The 17755-nt window shown below is 62.6% G+C and carries 16 protein-coding genes; 8 read left to right on the top strand and 8 right to left on the bottom strand.

Annotated features, from left to right (window positions below):
• Nucleotides 1-3: 3 nt before the first annotated feature.
• Genes AC1Q6I_RS00825 through AC1Q6I_RS00815 form a run of 3 tightly spaced genes read left to right on the top strand, consistent with a single transcriptional unit; the run spans nt 4 to nt 2993 of the window.
• Entirely contained in the window at nt 4-540 is a 537-nt protein-coding gene (locus AC1Q6I_RS00825) for a hypothetical protein (RefSeq protein ID WP_069077116.1), read from the top strand.
• Entirely contained in the window at nt 537-1028 is a 492-nt protein-coding gene (locus AC1Q6I_RS00820; protein ID WP_069077115.1) for a hypothetical protein, read from the top strand. Before AC1Q6I_RS00825 ends, AC1Q6I_RS00820 begins: the two co-directional genes overlap by 4 nt.
• An 18-nt stretch (nt 1029-1046) precedes the next feature.
• Entirely contained in the window at nt 1047-2993 is a 1947-nt protein-coding gene (locus tag AC1Q6I_RS00815) for a secretin GspD/PilQ domain-containing protein (RefSeq protein ID WP_102625785.1), read from the top strand.
• 347 nt (nt 2994-3340) lie between these two features.
• Here the strand turns inward: AC1Q6I_RS00815 and etfB are convergent, their stop codons facing one another.
• The 6 genes from etfB to AC1Q6I_RS00785 form a co-directional block, all read right to left on the bottom strand.
• Complete coding sequence (etfB, locus tag AC1Q6I_RS00810; RefSeq protein WP_024077805.1) at nt 3341-4111, bottom strand: electron transfer flavoprotein subunit beta; 771 nt, start codon at nt 4109-4111, stop codon at nt 3341-3343.
• A gap of 10 nt (nt 4112-4121) precedes the next feature.
• Nucleotides 4122-5342: an electron transfer flavoprotein subunit alpha gene (gene etfA / locus AC1Q6I_RS00805; RefSeq protein ID WP_102625683.1), complete on the bottom strand. Its 1221-nt coding sequence runs from the start codon at nt 5340-5342 to the stop codon at nt 4122-4124.
• Entirely contained in the window at nt 5342-7285 is a 1944-nt protein-coding gene (gene dgcB / locus AC1Q6I_RS00800) for a dimethylglycine demethylation protein DgcB (RefSeq protein ID WP_024077807.1), read from the bottom strand. Before dgcB ends, etfA begins: the two co-directional genes overlap by 1 nt.
• Before the next feature lie 170 nt (nt 7286-7455).
• Entirely contained in the window at nt 7456-9516 is a 2061-nt protein-coding gene (gene dgcA / locus AC1Q6I_RS00795) for a dimethylglycine demethylation protein DgcA (protein WP_102625682.1), read from the bottom strand.
• Nucleotides 9517-9531: 15 nt separating this feature from the next.
• A complete protein-coding gene (locus tag AC1Q6I_RS00790) occupies nt 9532-10062 on the bottom strand; it encodes a 4-vinyl reductase (RefSeq protein ID WP_024077809.1) in 531 nt (176 codons plus the stop codon).
• A 51-nt stretch (nt 10063-10113) separates the two neighbouring features.
• Nucleotides 10114-11091, bottom strand: a complete 978-nt coding sequence (locus AC1Q6I_RS00785) for a dipeptidase (RefSeq protein WP_024077810.1) — start codon at nt 11089-11091, stop codon at nt 10114-10116.
• Nucleotides 11092-11310: 219 nt separating this feature from the next.
• Between AC1Q6I_RS00785 and AC1Q6I_RS00780 the strand changes: the two genes are divergently transcribed.
• Together AC1Q6I_RS00780 and AC1Q6I_RS00775 are read left to right on the top strand one after the other, a co-directional pair.
• Nucleotides 11311-11712, top strand: a complete 402-nt coding sequence (locus AC1Q6I_RS00780) for a lysozyme inhibitor LprI family protein (protein WP_069077113.1) — start codon at nt 11311-11313, stop codon at nt 11710-11712.
• 39 nt (nt 11713-11751) lie between these two features.
• On the top strand, nt 11752-12168 hold the full coding sequence (locus AC1Q6I_RS00775; RefSeq protein WP_024077812.1) for a DUF3010 family protein: 417 nt from the start codon (nt 11752-11754) through the stop codon (nt 12166-12168).
• 124 nt (nt 12169-12292) lie between these two features.
• On the opposite strand, the gene AC1Q6I_RS00770 is transcribed toward AC1Q6I_RS00775, so the two are convergent.
• Together AC1Q6I_RS00770 and AC1Q6I_RS00765 are read right to left on the bottom strand one after the other, a co-directional pair.
• A complete protein-coding gene (locus AC1Q6I_RS00770; protein ID WP_024077813.1) occupies nt 12293-13471 on the bottom strand; it encodes an AAA family ATPase in 1179 nt (392 codons plus the stop codon).
• 68 nt (nt 13472-13539) lie between these two features.
• Entirely contained in the window at nt 13540-14484 is a 945-nt protein-coding gene (locus AC1Q6I_RS00765) for a GlxA family transcriptional regulator (protein ID WP_024077814.1), read from the bottom strand.
• A 193-nt stretch (nt 14485-14677) separates the two neighbouring features.
• Here AC1Q6I_RS00765 and AC1Q6I_RS00760 point away from each other — a divergent pair, with 193 nt between their 5' ends.
• The 3 genes from AC1Q6I_RS00760 to AC1Q6I_RS00750 all read left to right on the top strand — a co-directional run bounded on the left by AC1Q6I_RS00760 (nt 14678) and on the right by AC1Q6I_RS00750 (nt 17692).
• Nucleotides 14678-15622 (top strand): choline ABC transporter substrate-binding protein, encoded by a 945-nt coding sequence (locus AC1Q6I_RS00760; RefSeq protein ID WP_024077815.1) that lies wholly within the window; start codon nt 14678-14680, stop codon nt 15620-15622.
• A gap of 88 nt (nt 15623-15710) precedes the next feature.
• A complete protein-coding gene (gene cdhC / locus AC1Q6I_RS00755; protein WP_024077816.1) occupies nt 15711-16598 on the top strand; it encodes a 3-dehydrocarnitine:acetyl-CoA trimethylamine transferase CdhC in 888 nt (295 codons plus the stop codon).
• A 128-nt stretch (nt 16599-16726) separates the two neighbouring features.
• Nucleotides 16727-17692, top strand: a complete 966-nt coding sequence (locus AC1Q6I_RS00750; RefSeq protein ID WP_069077111.1) for an L-carnitine dehydrogenase — start codon at nt 16727-16729, stop codon at nt 17690-17692.
• Nucleotides 17693-17755 lie beyond the last annotated feature (63 nt).

The following is a 17755-nucleotide window of genomic DNA, read 5'->3' as shown; positions in this document are numbered from 1 at the left end:
GCCATGGACGCGCTCACCCGCCACTGGCCGCGCCTGCGTTGGCACTTGATGCAAGCGCAACAGCGCCTGGGCTTTTGGGGCCTGTTGGCGCTGGGGGTGATGGCCGCGACGCTGGTGATCGAGGTCACGCTGATTCACCCGGCCGGCGTGGCCGACAGCCTGCGTCGCCAGGCCTTGGAGGCTGGCATCGCCGCACACCCCGAGCAGGTCCAGGTCACCGAGCCGGCCGTGGTTGAGCGCTTGCCCAGCGCTGAGGACTTCGCCCCGCGCCTGGAAAAACTGCTGGGCCTGGTCACTCAACGCGGCTTCATCATCGAACAGACCACCCTGGCCTACTCCGCCCCCGGCGACACCGGGTTGCAGCGCCTGGACCTGGAGATCCCCCTCTCCGGCCCCTACCTGCTGCTGCGCAGTACCTTGGTCGACATCGCTAAAGAGCCAGGCGTGCGCATTGAAAGCGTGACCCTGGAGCGCAAGGCAATCAGCAACGGCCTGCTGGACATCAGCCTCAAGCTGAGTGTGCTGGGGGTGGTGGAATGAAACTGCCGCTGTACTTGCGCGTGCTGTTGCTGCTGACCCTGGTCGGCTGCGCCTGGCTGTTCTGGGAGGACACTGCAGACAGCCCCGAGACAGCCTCGACGCCGGCGATCGCGCGGGCCGTCGAAGCGCCCTCGGCCCCCGTCGCCCCCGGCCCCCCGGACGAGGTTGAAGGGGTCGACCTGTTTCCCGCCCAGACCTGGACGCCACCACCGCCGCCAACACCGGTCGACACTTCGCCGCCCCAACCACCGCCGTTGCCGTTCAGCGTGAGCGCGCAGTGGCGCTACGAAAACCAGCCGAAGATCGTGGTGCTGCGCGGCAATGGCCGCCAGTACACCCTGTGCCACCGCTGCGCGGTGCCCGGGCACATTGAGCCGGGCAAGATGCTCGATGCCCAGTACCGGCTGGATAAGCTCACCGACACCGCCGTGGTGCTGACCTTCATGCCGCTCAAGCATGCCAGCACCTTGCGCCTGGACAAACACTGACCGGGGAAGGACAGGATCATGGCGAGACATACGTTATTTCCCCTGAGCCTGGCGCTGACGCTGCTGGGGGCCTGTGAAACCCAGCGCGCCATCGAGCAGAGCGACGCGTTGCGCCAACAGGGCGACATCGTGCGCTCGGTCGAGGTGCTGCAAGCCGAAGCCAAGGAGGCGCCTGACGATGTGCGGTTGCGCACGGCACAATTCGGCAAATTGGAGTTGCTGGTCGCCCAATACAGCCGGGAAGCAAGTGCCGCCTTGCTGCGCGGCGATGATGCAGCCGCCATCCGCGCGCTGGAAACCATCCTCAAGTACGACCCCAGCAACCTCGGCGCACGCCAGGAAATCCAGAGCATCCAGGCGATGAAGCAACTGCGGCCACAGCTGGAGCGGGCCTATGCCCTGCAACAATCGAGCCCCGTGGAGGCATTGAATCTGGTGCGCCAGGTCATCGCGCAAAAACCCAATTACCGCGCCGCCCTCGATTTGCGCAGTGCCCTCACCCGCCAACTGGTCAGCGCCGACTACCTCAGCCCCGACCTCAGTGACGCAATGCGCAAACCGCTCAGCCTGGACTTCAGCTCGCAGAGCCTGAGCACGATTTTCGAAACGATTGCGCGGCTGTCCGGGGTCAATTTCGTCATCGACAAGGACGTCAATCCCAGCGCCTCGGCAAGCATGAGCGCCAGCAGAACTACCGCCGAAGACGCGCTTAACCTGCTGCTGACCACCCAGGGCCTGGACAAGAAAATCCTCAACGCCAACACCATCCTCATCTATCCCCGGCGGGCGGACAAAGAGCGTGAATACCGTGAGCTGGCAGTGCGCACGTTCTACCTCAGCCATGGCGACCCCAAGGTCGTCGGCGCCGAAATCAAGCAGGTCCTCAAGCCCAAGGAAGTACTGGTGGACGAACGCCTCAACGCGGTGATCGTGCGCGATGGCCTCGACACCCTCAGCGCCGTGGAAAAACTGGTGGAGGCCATTGATATCGCACAGTCGGAAGTGACCATCGATATCCAGGTGCTGGAGGTCAGCCTGAATGACGAACGGAACCTGGGCATCGTCTACCCCGAAAGTATCGGCCTGTCGCTGGGCAACTTCAGCAACCTGCCCGGTGGGCTGGCGGGCACACCGATCAGCGCACTGCGCGGCGTGAACGGCGACAACATCCTGCTCGACGCGGGCAGCACCTCGGCGCGCATCAACATGCTGCAACGCAGCGGCAATACGGTGACCCTGGCCAACCCCAGGGTCCGCGTGCGCAACCGTGAAGAAGCCCAGGTGAATATTGGCGACAAGATCCCGGTGGTGACCACCACCACCGCCAACCAGGTCACCACGTCGTCGGTGACGTACCAGGACGTGGGGCTGCAGATCAACGTCAAGCCCAATATCAGCGTGAGCGACGAGGTGAACCTGGAATTGAACGTGGAAATGAGCCATATCACCAAGCGCATTCCCGGCTCGGACAATGTGCCGGCCACCTTCGAGCTGGGCTCCCGCGCGACCAAGACCTTGTTGACCGCGCGCAACAATGAAACCCAGATCGTCTCGGGGCTGATCCGCACGGCGGATATCGACGAAGGCTCAGGGCTGCCGTGGTTGAGCCAGATCCCGTGGATTGGCAAGAAACTGTTCGGCAGCAACCAGAACACCCAGCAGAAAACCGAGATCATCCTGCTGCTGACGCCGAGGATCGAACGCAACCTGGACCTGCCGATTTCCCAGATCAGCACCTTCCACAGCGGCACGGAGGCACGCAGTTCGACCGAGGGCATGATCCTGCGCGATACCACCGAGAAAATGATCCTCAAGCCCACTGGGGGCGACCCTACCCCGGCGTTGCCCGCGCCAATGCAGCCGTCGGATGGCACCTGGCAGGCATTGCCGCCGCCGCCATTGCCGTCAGCCTTGCCAGACCTAGTGCCCAAACCCGCGCCGGCACCCGCACAGGCATCGCCTTGATTTCATGGTCTGATGGAGATGAGGTCCCGCTGAATACCCGACTTAGCGCTGTCGCGCAGCAAACTGGAACCCCTGTGGCGAGCGGGCTTGCCCCAATGCCAGTCAGTTAAGGCTTTTTGTAGGAGCGAGCTTGCTCGCGAAAAACTCACAGGCGCCGTGTTCATTCAGGAAACACGCGTTATCGTTGACGTTTTTCGCGAGCAAGCTCGCTCCTACAGAAGGCGATAGGCGCTTAACTGACGGGTATTGGGGCTTGCCACAACAAGCCCGCTCACCACAAAAGTGCGGTCGTTTGAGATAAAAGGGGAGGCAAGCCCCTCCCACATTTGTTTTGCAGTGTTTATGCGTTAACGCACCACGCCTTCTTCGATCAGCAACTTGAGAATGGCTTGGGCGCCTTCCTCGGCGCTTACGCCCTTGAGCACCTGCCCACCGCCGCCGCTGGCCTTGGCCGTGGCGGCCTTCATGCGGTCGGCGCCGCTCTTGGCCTTGATCACCTTGAGCCGCTTGGGCCGAGGTTTGGCCGGTTGCAGCAGCGCACTGCCGAATAACTCATCCTCTTGAACCTCAACCTCATGGGCCGCCAGCTCACCGCGTTGCGCAGGGCCGTAGGCACTTTGCCGAGGTTTGGGCGCAGCGTTATCCACCGTCGCCAGGAACGGCAGGCGCACTTTCAAGCGGCGGCGTTGGCCACGGGGCAAGGCTTGCAGTACATGGGCCACGCCTGCATCGATGGACTCCACCTGCGCCAGCCCCACAATCAACGGCCAGCCCAGGTGCTCGGCGAGCAGGAACGGCAACATGCCCGAACCCTCGCCGGTTTCCGCCTGGCTGCCGGTCAGCACGATGTGTGCCCCCGCGTCGCGCAGGTAGTCGCTGAGCGCCGGCAACACGTCGGCCCCCAGCGGTTGCTCAAGGACCTGCAGTTGCGGCAACCCCATGCCCAGGTAGCTGCGCAACGTGGGTTCGGCGATGTTGCCGGCATGCAGTACCTGCAACGTATCCCCTGCCAGTTGCAAACCCAGTTCCACAGCGCGTGCATCCTGTTCGGCGCGGCGCGGCCGGCCGGAGGTCGGGTGGGCGCCGATGGACACCAGGCTGATTACATTCGTCGTCATGGCCATTTCCTTAAGCCGCATCGCGCTTGGCGCCGCTGCGGTATGTCTGGACCGCGTCGATCAAGGCTTGCAGTATCGCGGCGCTTTCGCCGATCACCGACAGGTCGGCGCGCTTGATCATGTCGCAGCCTGGGTCGAGGTTGATCGCCACCACTTTGTCGCAGGCGCCGATACCTTGCAGGTGCTGGATCGCCCCGGAGATCCCCACGGCCACGTAGACCCGTGCGGTGACCCAGGTGCCGCTGGCGCCCACCTGGCGGTCGCGGGCCATGAAACCGTCATCCACCGCTACCCGTGAGGCGCCTTCGGTCGCGCCCAGTGCGGCGGCGGTCTGGTGGAAGAGTGCCCAGTCCTTGACCCCGTTGCCGCCGGAGAAGATGAATTCGGCCTCGGCCATGGGAATCGCCGCCGGGTCCACCGCCACTGCGCCGAGGTCCTCGATACGCGCCAGGCTGCGCGCCAGGGCTGTGGACAACGCTACCGGCAGCACTTCGTGACGGGTATCGCTGACCGGGTCGGCACACTCGGCGGCGGCCAGGATCAGGCGCGGCAGCGGTCGAGCCAAGTCTTGCTGGCCGGCACCGGCGCGGCCGATGCATTCCTCCCCCTTGATCTGCCACACCCGCGTGGCCGGGCGCTCCTTGAGGCTGGCGGCGAAACGCCGACCCAGTTCGCCGCCACCACTGCGGCTGTCGGGCAGCAACCAGTGGCGCGGGTTGAACTGCTGATCCACGGCCCGCAGGCCCTGGACGCGCTGCTCCGGTGAGTAACCGTCGAACTCGTGGCCTTCCAGCACCAGCAGACGATCGACACCGGCCGTGGCAAACGCGCTTTCCTTATGCTCGCCAAACACCACCGCCAGTACCGCGCCGTCGCTGCCGGCCAGTTGCCGGGCCAGGCCGAGCAGGTCTCGGTCATGGCTGCTCAGGCGGCCGCCGACCATGTCCGGCACGACGTTGATGTAGAACGCCGGGCTGGGCACCTGGTGCAACGGCAACTGCACTTCTACCGCGGCTGTACGCTTGGTCGCACCACCCTGCTGGGCGCCGCTGCGGTCGATGCGCTTGATGCCGTTGGGGCCGATAAAACCGACACCGTGCACGTTCTTGCGAATGACGCCGTTGGGCCCCATCCAGCTGTGTTGCAGCGGCTGCATCGCCGCATGCAGCGGGTGCAGACGGTTACGGGCAATCCATTCGGCCCGTGGGTCGCGGCGGATAATGTCGCTCATCAGTGCACCTCCGCAGGTTCACGCGGGATGGGAGCCTTGGCCGGCGTGGCATCTTCGAGCAAGGCGTCAGCCACCAACTCGGCGATGTCCTTGATCAGTGGGCGCGGTTCGACCACGCCTTCGAGCATCGCGGTGCACTGTGGGCACCCCACGGCCACCAGCTCGGCGCCGGTTTCACGGATGTCGTCCATGCGCATATCCGGGATACGTTGCTTGCCGGGAATGTCCGTAATCGGCGCACCGCCGCCGCCACCGCAGCAGCGTGAACGGAAGCCCGAGCGTTGCATTTCCTTGACCTCGATCCCCAGCGCCCGTAGCACTTGGCGCGGTGCTTCGTATTCGCCGTTGTAGCGGCCGAGGTAACAAGGGTCGTGATAGGTCACGCTGTTGCCCTTGTGCTGGCCCAGACTTAATGCGCCGTCGCCGATCAGTTCGGCCATGTAAGTGCTGTGATGCTGCACCACATAGTCACCGTTGAAGGCGCCGTATTCGTTTTTCAGCACGTGGAAACTGTGCGGGTCGCACGTGACGATGCGCTTGAAGCTGTACTTGGCCAAGGTCTGGATATTGCGTGTGGCCAACAGCTGGAAGGTCGCTTCATCGCCCAGGCGACGGGCCACATCGCCACTGTCGCGCTCCTCGAGGCCAAGCACGGCGAAGTCGACCTTGGCCGCTTTCAGCACTTTGACGAAGGCGCGCAAGGTCCGTTGGTTGCGCATGTCGAAGGCACCGTCGCCGACCCAGAACAGCACATCGGCGCTGCCTTTTTCACTGAACAGCGGCAAGTTCAAGTCTGCCGCCCAGTTCAGGCGCCCGCCCGGGGCAAAGCCGCCCGGGTTGTCGGTGGCGATCAGGTTCTCCAGGACTTCGGCGCCCTTGTTCGGTGTGGCGCCTTTTTCCAGAGTGAGGTGGCGGCGCATGTCGACGATGGCGTCCACGTGCTCGATCATCATCGGGCACTCTTCCACGCAGGCGCGGCAGGTGGTGCACGACCACAGGGTCTCGGCGTCCACCAGGCCGTTGACGATCGGTTGATGAGGATTACCGCTGTGTTCGCCGATCGGCTTACCGGGATACGGGCTGCCGGCGAATGCGGCATCGGTGCCGCCGGCGAGGCCGACCACCATGTCCTGGATCAGCTTTTTCGGGTTCAGCGGCTGGCCGGCGGCAAATGCCGGGCACGCGGCTTCGCACTTGCCGCACTGCACACAGGCGTCGAAGCCGAGCAGTTGGTTCCAGGTGAAATCCTTGGGTTTTTCCACGCCCAGTGGCGCGCTTTTGTCGGTCAGGTCCAGCGGCTTCAAACCTGTGGATCGGCCACCGCCAAAACGCTCGGCGCGGCGGTGCCAGGCCAGGTGCAGGGCACCGGCGAAGGCGTGTTTCATCGGGCCGCCCCAGGTCATGCCGAAGAACATCTCGGACACGCCCCACAGCACGCCAACGCTGAGCAGCGCTGCCAGCAGCCAGCCGCCGAAGTCGGCAGGCAGGATCCCGGCCACCGGCAAGGTCACCAGGAAGAAGCTCACCGAGAACGCCATCAGGCTTTTCGGCAGGCGCATCCACGGGCCCTTGGACAGGCGTGACGGTGGGTTACGCCGACGCAGGTAGACGAACGTGGCGCCGACAAACATCAGCACCGAGGCCAACAGCAAGGCGTAGCCGAGGATGCGATTGTGCAGGCCAAAGCCATGCACCAGGATCGCCAGCAGCGCCGACAGCACAAAGCCCAGCGCCGTAGCGACGTGGGTGTTGGCGATGTATTTGTCGCGGGCAACCACGTGGTGCAGGTCGACCATGTAGCGCTTGGGCATGGCCAGCAGGCCGCCCAGCAGGTCGACCTTGGACGCGCGGCCACGGCGCCACATGTTCACCCGGCGCAGGGCGCCGAGGACGGCGAGGCCCAGGGCGGCAAACAAAAGAATAGGCAGCAAGGTGTTCAACATGGTGAAGCTCCCACAGACCACACAGGTCTACTGTGAAACCGGCCCGAATGTGGGAGGGGGCTTGCCCCCGATAGCGGTGGTTCAGCAACAGCTGTATCAACTGACACTCCGCCATCGGGGGCAAGCCCCCTCCCACATTTGGACCGAGTACACATTGGTTCAAGGCCGGCTTAGAAATCCTTGCACAGGCGCAGGGCGTCATAGATGGCAGCGTGGGTATTGCGCTGGGCCACACAGTCACCGATGCGGAACAGCAAGTACCCATCGCCCGTTTCGCTCAGGCACGGCTGTGGCTTGATCGCGAACAGGGCTTCAACGTCGATCTGGCCCTTGTTGCGCGAACCTGGCTTGAGGGCGTAGTAGATTTCCTCGTCCGGACGGACACCGTTCTCCACCACCACCTGGTCCACCACCCGCTCCTCCTTGGCGCCGGTGTATTCGTTCTCCAGCACCGCCACCAGCTTGTCGCCTTCGCGGTAGACCTTTTCCAGCATCATGTCGCCGGTCATGATCACTTCCTTGGGGTACATGCTGCGGTAGTAGGTCGGGAACGACGTACCGCCGATGGCCACGCCGGGTTTGATGTCGTCGGTGACGATCTCGACCTGGCTGCCTTTGTCCGCGAGGAAATCCGCCACTGACATGCCGGTGAACTCACAGATGGTGTCGTACACCAGCACGTTCTTGCCCGGCGCCACCTTGCCGTCGAGCACGTCCCAACTGCTCACCACCAGGCCTTCGGCTGCGCCCCAGTGTTCGTTTTGCTCGAGATTCGGATGCCCGCCGACCGCCAGCACGACCACGTCCGGACGCAGGTCCAGAATGGTTTCAGCGTCAGCGGCAACCCCCAGGCGCAGGTCGACTTTCAAACGCGCCAGCTCCAGTTGGAACCAGCGGGTGATACCGGCGATCTGGTCGCGCTGCGGAGCCTTGGAGGCGGTGGTGATTTGCCCGCCGATAAATTCTTTCTTCTCGAGCAGGGTCACGTCGTGGCCACGTTCGGCGGCCACGCGCGCGGCCTCCATCCCGGCCGGGCCGGCACCGACCACCACGACTTTGCGCTTGGGCCCGGTGGACTTCTCGATGATGTGCGGCACGCCCATGTATTCACGCGACGTCGCGGCGTTCTGGATGCACAGCACATCCAGGCCCTGGTACTGGCGGTCGATGCAATAGTTGGCGCCGACGCACTGTTTGATCTGGTCGATCTGGCCCATCTTGATCTTGGCGATCAGGTGCGGGTCGGCGATGTGCGCACGGGTCATGCCGACCATGTCCACATAGCCGCCTTCGAGGATGCGCGTGGCCTGGTTCGGGTCCTTGATGTTCTGCGCGTGCAGCACCGGAACCTTGACCACTTCCTTGATACCGGCCGCCAAATGCAGGAACGGCTCCGGTGGATAACTCATGTTGGGGATCACGTTAGCCAGGGTGTTGTGGGTATCGCAACCCGAGCCCACCACGCCGATGAAATCGAGCATGCCGGTGTCGTCGTAATACTTGGCGATCTGCTTCATGTCCTCGTGGGACAGGCCGTCCGGGTGGAACTCGTCACCGCACAGGCGCATGCCCACGCAGAAGTCGTCACCGACCTCGGCGCGAACGGCCTTCAAGACTTCCAGGCCGAACTTCATGCGGCCTTCGAAGGTACCGCCCCACTCGTCGGTACGCTTGTTGACCCGTGGGCTCCAGAACTGGTCGATCATGTGCTGGTGCACCGCGGACAGTTCCACCCCGTCCAGGCCACCGGCCTTGGCGCGCTTGGCGGCGCTGGCGTAGTTGCCGATCACGCGCCAGATTTCTTCCGGCTCGATGGTCTTGCAGGTGGCGCGATGCACCGGCTCGCGCACGCCGGACGGCGACATCAGGGTTGGCCAGTTAAAGCCGTCCCAACGCGAGCGGCGACCCATGTGGGTAATCTGGATCATGATCTTGGCGCCATGCTTGTGCATGGCGTCGGCCAGGTTCTGGAAGTGCGGGATGATGCGGTCGGTGGACAGGTTCACCGAACTCCACCATTCCTGGGGGCTGTCGATGGCCACCACCGAGGAACCGCCGCAGATCGCCAGGCCGATACCGCCCTTGGCTTTCTCTTCGTAGTACTTCACATAGCGGTCGGTGGTCATGCCGCCGTCGGTGGCATACACCTCGGCGTGGGCGGTACTGAGCACGCGGTTGCGGATGGTCAGTTTGCCGATCTGGATCGGCTGGAACATTGCTTCGAAAGCCATGGCAGGGTCCTCGGCTTACAACGGCTTGACGATGAACAGGCCGTCATCGTGGCCCTCTTCGGAGCCTCCGTAGACTTGCTCGGCCACGGTGCGAATCTGGCTACCACGCGCTTGCAGGATCTGGTCCATGGCGCCAGCAAACCAGCCGGTGAACATGTAGTCGACCTTGCGCCCGACCTTGCCGTACACGTAGACGAACGCCGAGTGTTCCAGCTTGACGCTGGCGGTGCCTTTGTCGAGGTCGATGTCCTGGATCTTGAACAGGCCCCAGCCGCGTTGCGACAGGCGTTTCATGTAGTGCTCGAACACCGCGACGCCTTCCAGGCCGTGGCATTCGGCTTCTTTTTCACACCAGTGCCAGGCGGACTTGTAGCCGGCCTTGTAGAGGATCTCGGCGTAGGCTTCGGCGCCCAGCACTTCTTCGATGCCCATGTGGTTGTTGACGAAGAAATGGCGCGGTACGTACAGCATCGGCAGGGCGTCGGAAGTCCAGACACCGGTTTCGCTGTCGACTTCGATTGGCAATTGCGGGGCGATCTTGGCCATGGAAACTTAACTCCAGAAAAATTCGTAGTGGTATGCCCGGGGGTGTTTGGCTTATTCGCCCCAAACGTCCTTCAAGACGTTGACCCAGTTCTCGCCCATGATCTTGCGCACCACACGCTCAGAGTGGCCGCGCTTGAGCAGGGTCTCGGTGAGGTTGGGGAACTCGCCCACGGTGCGGATGCCCAGCGGGTTGATGATCTTGCCGAAGCTGGTCAGGCGGCGGGCGTAGCCCTTGTCATGGGTCAGCATTTCGAAGAAATCCTGGCCATGGCCCTGGGTGAAGTCGGTGCCGATGCCGATGGCGTCTTCGCCGACGATGTTCATGGTGTATTCAATGGCTTCGGCGTAGTCGTCGATGGTGGAATCGATGCCCTTGGCCAGGAACGGCGCAAACATGGTCACACCGACAAAACCGCCGTGGTCGGCAATGAACTTCAGCTCTTCATCGGACTTGTTGCGCGGGTGCTCCTTAAGGCCCGATGGCAGGCAGTGGGAGTAGCACACCGGTTTCTTCGATTCGAGGATGACTTCTTCGCTGGTCTTGGAGCCGACGTGGGACAGGTCGCACATGATGCCGACGCGGTTCATCTCGGCGACGATCTCGCGACCGAAGCCCGACAGGCCGCCGTCGCGCTCGTAGCAACCGGTGCCCACCAGGTTCTGGGTGTTGTAGCACATCTGCACCACACCGACGCCGAGCTGCTTGAAGATCTCGACGTAGCCGAGCTGGTCTTCAAACGCGTGGGCGTTCTGGAAGCCGAAGATGATGCCGGTCTTGCCCTGTTCCTTGGCCTTGCGGATGTCGGCGGTGGTCTTCACCGGGATCACCAGGTCGCTGTTCTCGCGGATCAAGGTCTGGCTGGCGACGATGTTGTTGATCGTGGCCTGGAACCCTTCCCACACCGACACGGTGCAGTTGGCGGCGGTCAGGCCACCTTTGCGCATGTCCTCGAACAGCTCGCGGTTCCACTTGGCAATGATCAGCCCGTCGATAACGATGCTGTCGGCGTGCAATTGCGCTGGGCTCATCAGGCGTCCCCTTATTGGCGATTCATGCGCCGAATCGTCTGCCGGCGCTTTGGGGCCAGCATATGCCCAGGGGCAACCTGAGCCGGGTGCAAAAACGACAGGGGAATTGCCGAAAGCGTCAATCCGCGACAAAGGCTGTTAAGAGGTGTCTGACTGGCGGCTGTTCTTTGTCTTACGCTTGAGCCAGAATTCGGTCATCCACTGATATGAGACGGCGCAATGAAATCGATTTTCCTGGCTTTGGCACTCATCGCAACCGGCGTCCACGCCGCCGAAGACACCGACAGCACGCCGTGCGACGGCATCGAAAACGACAAGCAAACCCTGGAATGCGCCACCTACAACAAAACCACCGCAGAACAATTGCTCAAGGATAACTACCAGGTCCTGCTGGAGCGCATGGGTTCGACCTATGGCCGCAACAAGTCACAGCTCGCCGACATTACCGCTCGTCTGAAGGACGCCCAGCAGAAGTGGGAAAAGCTGCGTGACGCCGATTGCGCGGTGGATACCTTCCCGGCGGTGACAGGCACCAAGGAATATGCAATTGCGCAGAATGATTGCCTGGCGCGGATGAGTGATGAGCGGTCGGAGTTTCTGGAGTCGATTGGGCAGGAATAAGCGACAATCCCTGCCTCTCTCTTTGAACCAAGGCTACTCATGACTCTCTGCGGCATCGAAATCAAAGGCAGCGAAGCGATCTTCGCCATTGCCTCCCTGGACGACCAGACACTGACCCACGTCGCCCTGGCCACCAAGAAAATCGCCCTTGAAGACGACGATGAAGCCGCCAACGTCAAAGCCTTCGCCGCCCAGGTGAAGGCGTTCGTGCAGGAAAACGCCCTCCAGCGCATCGCCATCAAGAAGCGCAGCAAGAAAGGCGAATTCGCCGGCGGCCCGACCACGTTCAAGATTGAAGGGGTGTTTCAACTGCTGGAGGGGGTTGAGGTGACGCTGCTGTCACCACAGACCATCAACGCGCAGAACAAGAAGCACAACTTTGACCTGCCGGCGACACTGAACAAGTATCAGCATGAGGCCTTCAAGACGGCGTGTTCGGCACTGCTGAAGAAATAAACCACACCAAACACCCCATGTGGGAGGGGGCTTGCCCCCGATGACGGACGGTCAGTTGATACAGCTTTGGCTGACCCACCGCTATCGGGGGCAAGCCCCCTCCCACATGGGATGTGTGTTGTCTTTAGTGGGGGGCATGGCGCTTGTGCCGCAGCCAGTCGCCGAATGTCTTGTCTTCCAGGGCATACCCGCCCCGGCTCGATTTCCACACCAGTTCCTTGTCGCGCAGGGCATCAATGCAGGCCTGGATGGTCTGGGTACCCGGTACCACGTCGCTGCCCATATCTTCCAGCGCCTTGCTGACAGCCGTGAGGGTGCTGTCGGTAAATGGCGCGAAGGGTTCGTTGTTTTGGGAGCGCTCCACCATCACCTCCAGCACGGCGCGCTGCGGGATGGTCAGGGCGTTCCAGGCGCTTTCGAACTCGGTCCATACGCCCGCGCGCAACAGCTCGGCGCGGCTGTGCAGGAGTTGGCCGAGGTTACTGGCCTCGCCTAACTCCAACGCGACCTCACCGATGATCGTGCGCAACATCTCGGGGCGCCGGCCTACCAGCTCAAACGCCTCATCAATGTCGGCAGGGTTGAACTGATTGGTTTGCGCCAAATGAGCGTTGAGGTGCACGGTGTACGCCTGGGTGAACTCTTTGCCGAGCAAGGGGAACGGCGTGATGCTGGAGCCGAAGAACGGCTGGCTTTTGCCGAGCACCAAGTGAGCCAGCTTGTCGCGGTTGGAGCCGGTAAACACCAGGCGCAAGCCGCTGCCTTCCTCGTCACGGCCTTGGTTGAGCTGATCCCGGGCAGCCTTCAACGCGAACATCGCATTGATACCCGACTCGGTGGTTAATGCGTGCTGCGCTTCGTCAATCACCAGCACAACGGGTTTTTCAGCAGCGCTGTGGAGCAATTCCAACGCTTGGGTCAGCGTCGCCCCGACAGGCAATTGTGGCTTGGTAAAATCCCAGGAGAGCGTACGCAGAAAGCTCAGTTTCTCGATGCCGATGTTCTTGGCCAGTTTGCGAATGCCCTTTTCATAGGGAACCAGAGCAGCCGCAATAGCACTGGCAATCAACTCTGCAGGATCTTTCTCTTTGTCAGCCCAGAGATCCACATACACCGTCAGCCAGCCCCGGAGCTGACATTCCGGAATCAAGTCTTCGCGCAGAAAGGTGCTTTTGCCGGTGCGACGGGGCGCCGCGAGAAACAGGCCAGAGGTGAAATCCTGAATACCGGCCCCCACCAGGCCATCGGCAATACTGCGTGCCAGGGTGGGGCGGCGAAACACAAAGCCGCTGTGCTTGGGCATGGTTTTATACTCAATTATGTAAAGGACTATAAATTATAGTAACGAGTATAATTGACTATAATTGCCCGTCAAACCACCTCCCGTCGCCGATCCTCCCTCGGACACTTGGCAAACCTGGCCCGATAACTCCTGGTGAAATACGACGGCGACTCAAACCCGCAGGCAATGCTCACCTCCAGCACGCTCATGTCGCTCTGGCGCAGCAACTGCCGGGCTTTTTCCAGGCGCAGGCCCAGGTAGAAGTTGCTCGGCGTGTCGTTCAAATGCAGGCGAAACAAGCGTTCCAACTGGCGCCGGGTGACCTTGATCGTGTCAGCCAGGGCCAAGGTACTCAGGGGCGGCTCGGTGTGCTGCTCCATCTCGCCGATCACATGCACCAGCTTCTTGTTGTTGATGCCGTAGCGCGTGGCGATCTGCATGCGCTGGTGGTCTTTGCGTGGGCGAATGCGCCCGAGCACGAATTGTTCGGAGACCTGGATGGCCAGGTCCGGGCCGTGGGCCTGGGCGATCAGGTCGAGCATCAGGTCGATGGATGCGGTGCCGCCGGCGCAGGTGATGCGGCGTCGGTCGATCTCGAACAGCTCCTGGGTCACGCTCAGGTGCGGATACGATTCCTTGAAGGCATCAATGGCTTCCCAGTGCAGGGTCAGGCGATGGCCGTCGAGCAGGCCCGCCTCGGCGAGAACACAGGCGCCGGTGTCGATGGCGCCAAGGGTGACGCCGTCGTGGTCGAGGCGGCGCAGCCAGTGCTCCAGGGCGGGCGTGGCGAACTGGAGCGGTTCGAAGCCGGCGACCACCATCAAGGTGGCGCCCTTCTTCAACGGTTCCAGCGCGGCGTCGGCGTTGACCGACATGCCATTGCTCGCCAGCACCGCGCCGCCATCGGCGCTCAATACGTGCCAGCGGTACAACTCGCCACGAAAGCGGTTGGCCACGCGCAACGGTTCAAGCGCCGAAATAAAACCGATGGCCGAAAAGCCCGGCATCAGCAAAAAGTAGAAATCCTGGGACATGGTGGCGCTCTCGTCGGACGGGCAGCGTGGCACTGTGATACTCCCGTTCTCGGGTGGATTCAAGGGGGCAGGTCGCTGCAGTGCAAGAGTGAGTCGCCGCCGTGCGTTTTGCCGCCCTCCAAGCTGCGTAACGTGATCCCACGGCGCACAAAGACGCCGGCCCCCACAATAACGACCTGCCGAGGGATCCACCATGAATCGACTGATCAGCCGTTGCGTACTCGCACTCAGTGCCAGCGCCCTCTTGAGCACCAATGTCTTGGCCGCCGACGCGGCATCCTGCCAGAACGTGCGCATGGGCGTGGTGAACTGGACCGATGTCATCGCCACCAGCGCCATGACCCAGGTATTGCTCGACGGCCTCGGCTATAAGACCAAGCAAACCAGCGCCTCCCAGCAAATCATCTTCGCCGGCATCCGCGACCAGCGCCTGGACCTGTTTCTCGGCTACTGGAACCCGCTGATGACCCAGACCATCACACCGTTCGTCAACGCCAAGCAGGTCAAGGTCCTCGACAAACCGAGCCTGGAAGATGCCCGCGCCACCCTCGCCGTGCCGACTTACCTGGCGGACAAGGGCCTGAAAACCTTCGCCGATATCGCCAAGTTCGAGAAAGAACTGGGTGGCAAGATCTACGGCATCGAACCTGGCTCGGGCGCCAATACCCAGATCAAGGCGATGATCGCCAAGAACCAGTTCGGCCTGGGCAAGTTCCAGTTGGTAGAGTCCAGCGAAGCCGGCATGCTCGCCGCCGTGGACCGCGCCGTGCGCCGCAAGGAAGCCGTGGTGTTCTTCGGCTGGGCGCCGCACCCGATGAACGTCAACGTGGCAATGACCTACCTGACCGGCAGCGAGGACGCCCTGGGCCCGAACGAAGGCATGGCCACCGTCTGGACCGTCACCTCGCCGACCTATGCCGAGCAGTGCCCCAACGTGCACAAGCTGCTGAGCAACCTGACCTTCACCGCCGCCGACGAGAGCCGGATGATGCAGCCGCTGCTGGATCACAAGGACGCTCTGGAGTCCGCCAAACAGTGGCTCAAGGATCACCCGCAGGACCAGCAGCGCTGGCTTGAAGGCGTGACCACCTTCGACGGCAAACCGGCCGCCGCCAACCTGCAATTGACCAGCAAATAACCTTTTTGGACTCCCCGCGTCGCGGTCATCCCTGGCCGCGAACGGCGTCTTACGCCTTGAAATCACACGCCTGTAAGGAACCCGCCTCATGAACCACGACGTCATCATCACCTGCGCACTCACCGGTGCTGGCGACACGACCGCCAAAAGCCCTCACGTGCCGGTCACTCCCAAGCAAATTGCCGCCGCCGCCGTGGAAGCCGCCAAAGCCGGCGCCACCGTGGTGCACTGCCATGTCCGCGACCCCGAAACCGGTAAGTTCAGCCGCGACGTCGCCCTGTACCGCGAAGTGATGGAGCGCATTCGTGAGGCTGACATCGACATCATCGTCAACCTCACCGCTGGCATGGGTGGCGACCTGGAGATCGGCGGCGGCGAGAACCCGATGGAATTCGGCCCCAATACCGACCTGGTCGGCCCGCTGACCCGCCTGGCTCATGTGGAAGAACTGCTGCCTGAAATCTGCACCCTCGATTGCGGCACCCTGAACTTCGGCGATGGCGACACCATTTATGTGTCCACTCCGGCCCAACTGCGCGCTGGCGCCAAACGCATCCAGGAGCTGGGGGTAAAAGCCGAGCTGGAAATCTTCGACACCGGCCACCTGTGGTTCGCCAAGCAGATGATCAAGGAGGGCCTGCTCGACAACCCGCTGTTCCAGCTGTGCCTGGGCATCCCGTGGGGCGCGCCGGCCGACACCACCACCATGAAAGCCATGGTCGACAACCTGCCTGCCGACGCGGTGTGGGCAGGGTTCGGGATCGGCCGCATGCAGATGCCGATGGCGGCCCAGGCCGTACTGCTGGGTGGCAACGTGCGTGTGGGCCTGGAAGACAACCTGTGGCTGGACAAGGGCGTACTCGCCACCAACGGCCAACTGGTGGAACGCGCCAGTGAAATCCTCAGCCGCCTGGGCGCGCGGGTCATGACCCCGGCCGAAGGCCGCATAAAAATGGGCCTCACCAAACGCCGCTAATCAAAAAATGTGGGAGGGGGCTTGCCCCCGATAGAGGTGTGTCAGTTGAAGGATCTATTGGCTGACACACCGTAATCGGGGGCAAGCCCCCTCCCGCAAGGGATCACTGAACGCTTTAGGAATTTGCCATGCGCTTTATTACAGAAATCAAAACCTTCGCCGCCCTCGGCAGCGGTGTCATCGGCAGCGGCTGGGTGTCCCGCGCCCTGGCGCATGGCCTCGATGTGGTCGCCTGGGACCCCGCGCCGGGTGCCGAAGCGGCGCTGCGCAAACGCGTCGCCAATGCCTGGGGCGCCCTGGAAAAACAGGGCCTCGCACCCGGCGCATCGCAAGACCGCCTGCGCTTTGTGGCCACCATTGAAGAATGCGTGAAAGACGCCGACTTCATCCAGGAAAGCGCCCCGGAACGCCTGGAGCTGAAACTGCAATTGCACAGCAAGATCAGCGCAGCGGCCAAGCCCAATGCACTGATCGGCTCGAGTACCTCCGGGCTGTTGCCGAGCGAGTTCTACGAGGGTTCGACTCACCCGGAACGCTGTGTCGTCGGCCACCCTTTCAACCCGGTCTATCTGTTGCCGCTGGTGGAAGTGGTGGGCGGCAAGCACACCGCGCCGGAAGCGATCCAGGCCGCGATCAAGGTGTATGAAGCCCTCGGTATGCGCCCGCTGCATGTGCGCAAGGAAGTCCCCGGTTTTATCGCCGACCGCTTGCTCGAAGCGCTGTGGCGCGAGGCGCTGCACCTGGTCAATGACGGCGTGGCGACCACCGGCGAAATCGACGACGCCATTCGCTTTGGCGCCGGGTTGCGCTGGTCGTTCATGGGCACCTTCCTCACCTATACCCTGGCAGGCGGTGATGCGGGCATGCGGCACTTCATGGCGCAGTTCGGTCCGGCGTTGCAGTTGCCGTGGACCTACCTGCCAGCACCGGAGCTGACCGACAAGCTGATCGACGACGTGGTCGAGGGCACCAGCGACCAATTGGGCAAACACAGCATTTCGGCGCTGGAACGCTATCGTGACGATTGCCTGTTGGCGGTGCTCGAAGCGGTGAAGGCGACCAAGGAAAAACACGGCATGACCTTCGCCGAATAACCCTGTGGGAGGGGGCAAGCCACCTCCCACATTCCTGACCGCGTACATAGCCGGAATTCATGT

It is taken from the genome of Pseudomonas sp. MPR-R2A5 (genome assembly GCF_058793055.1).
Note: the sequence above shows the minus strand (reverse complement) of the source record. Positions and strands in the feature narration are given on the sequence as shown.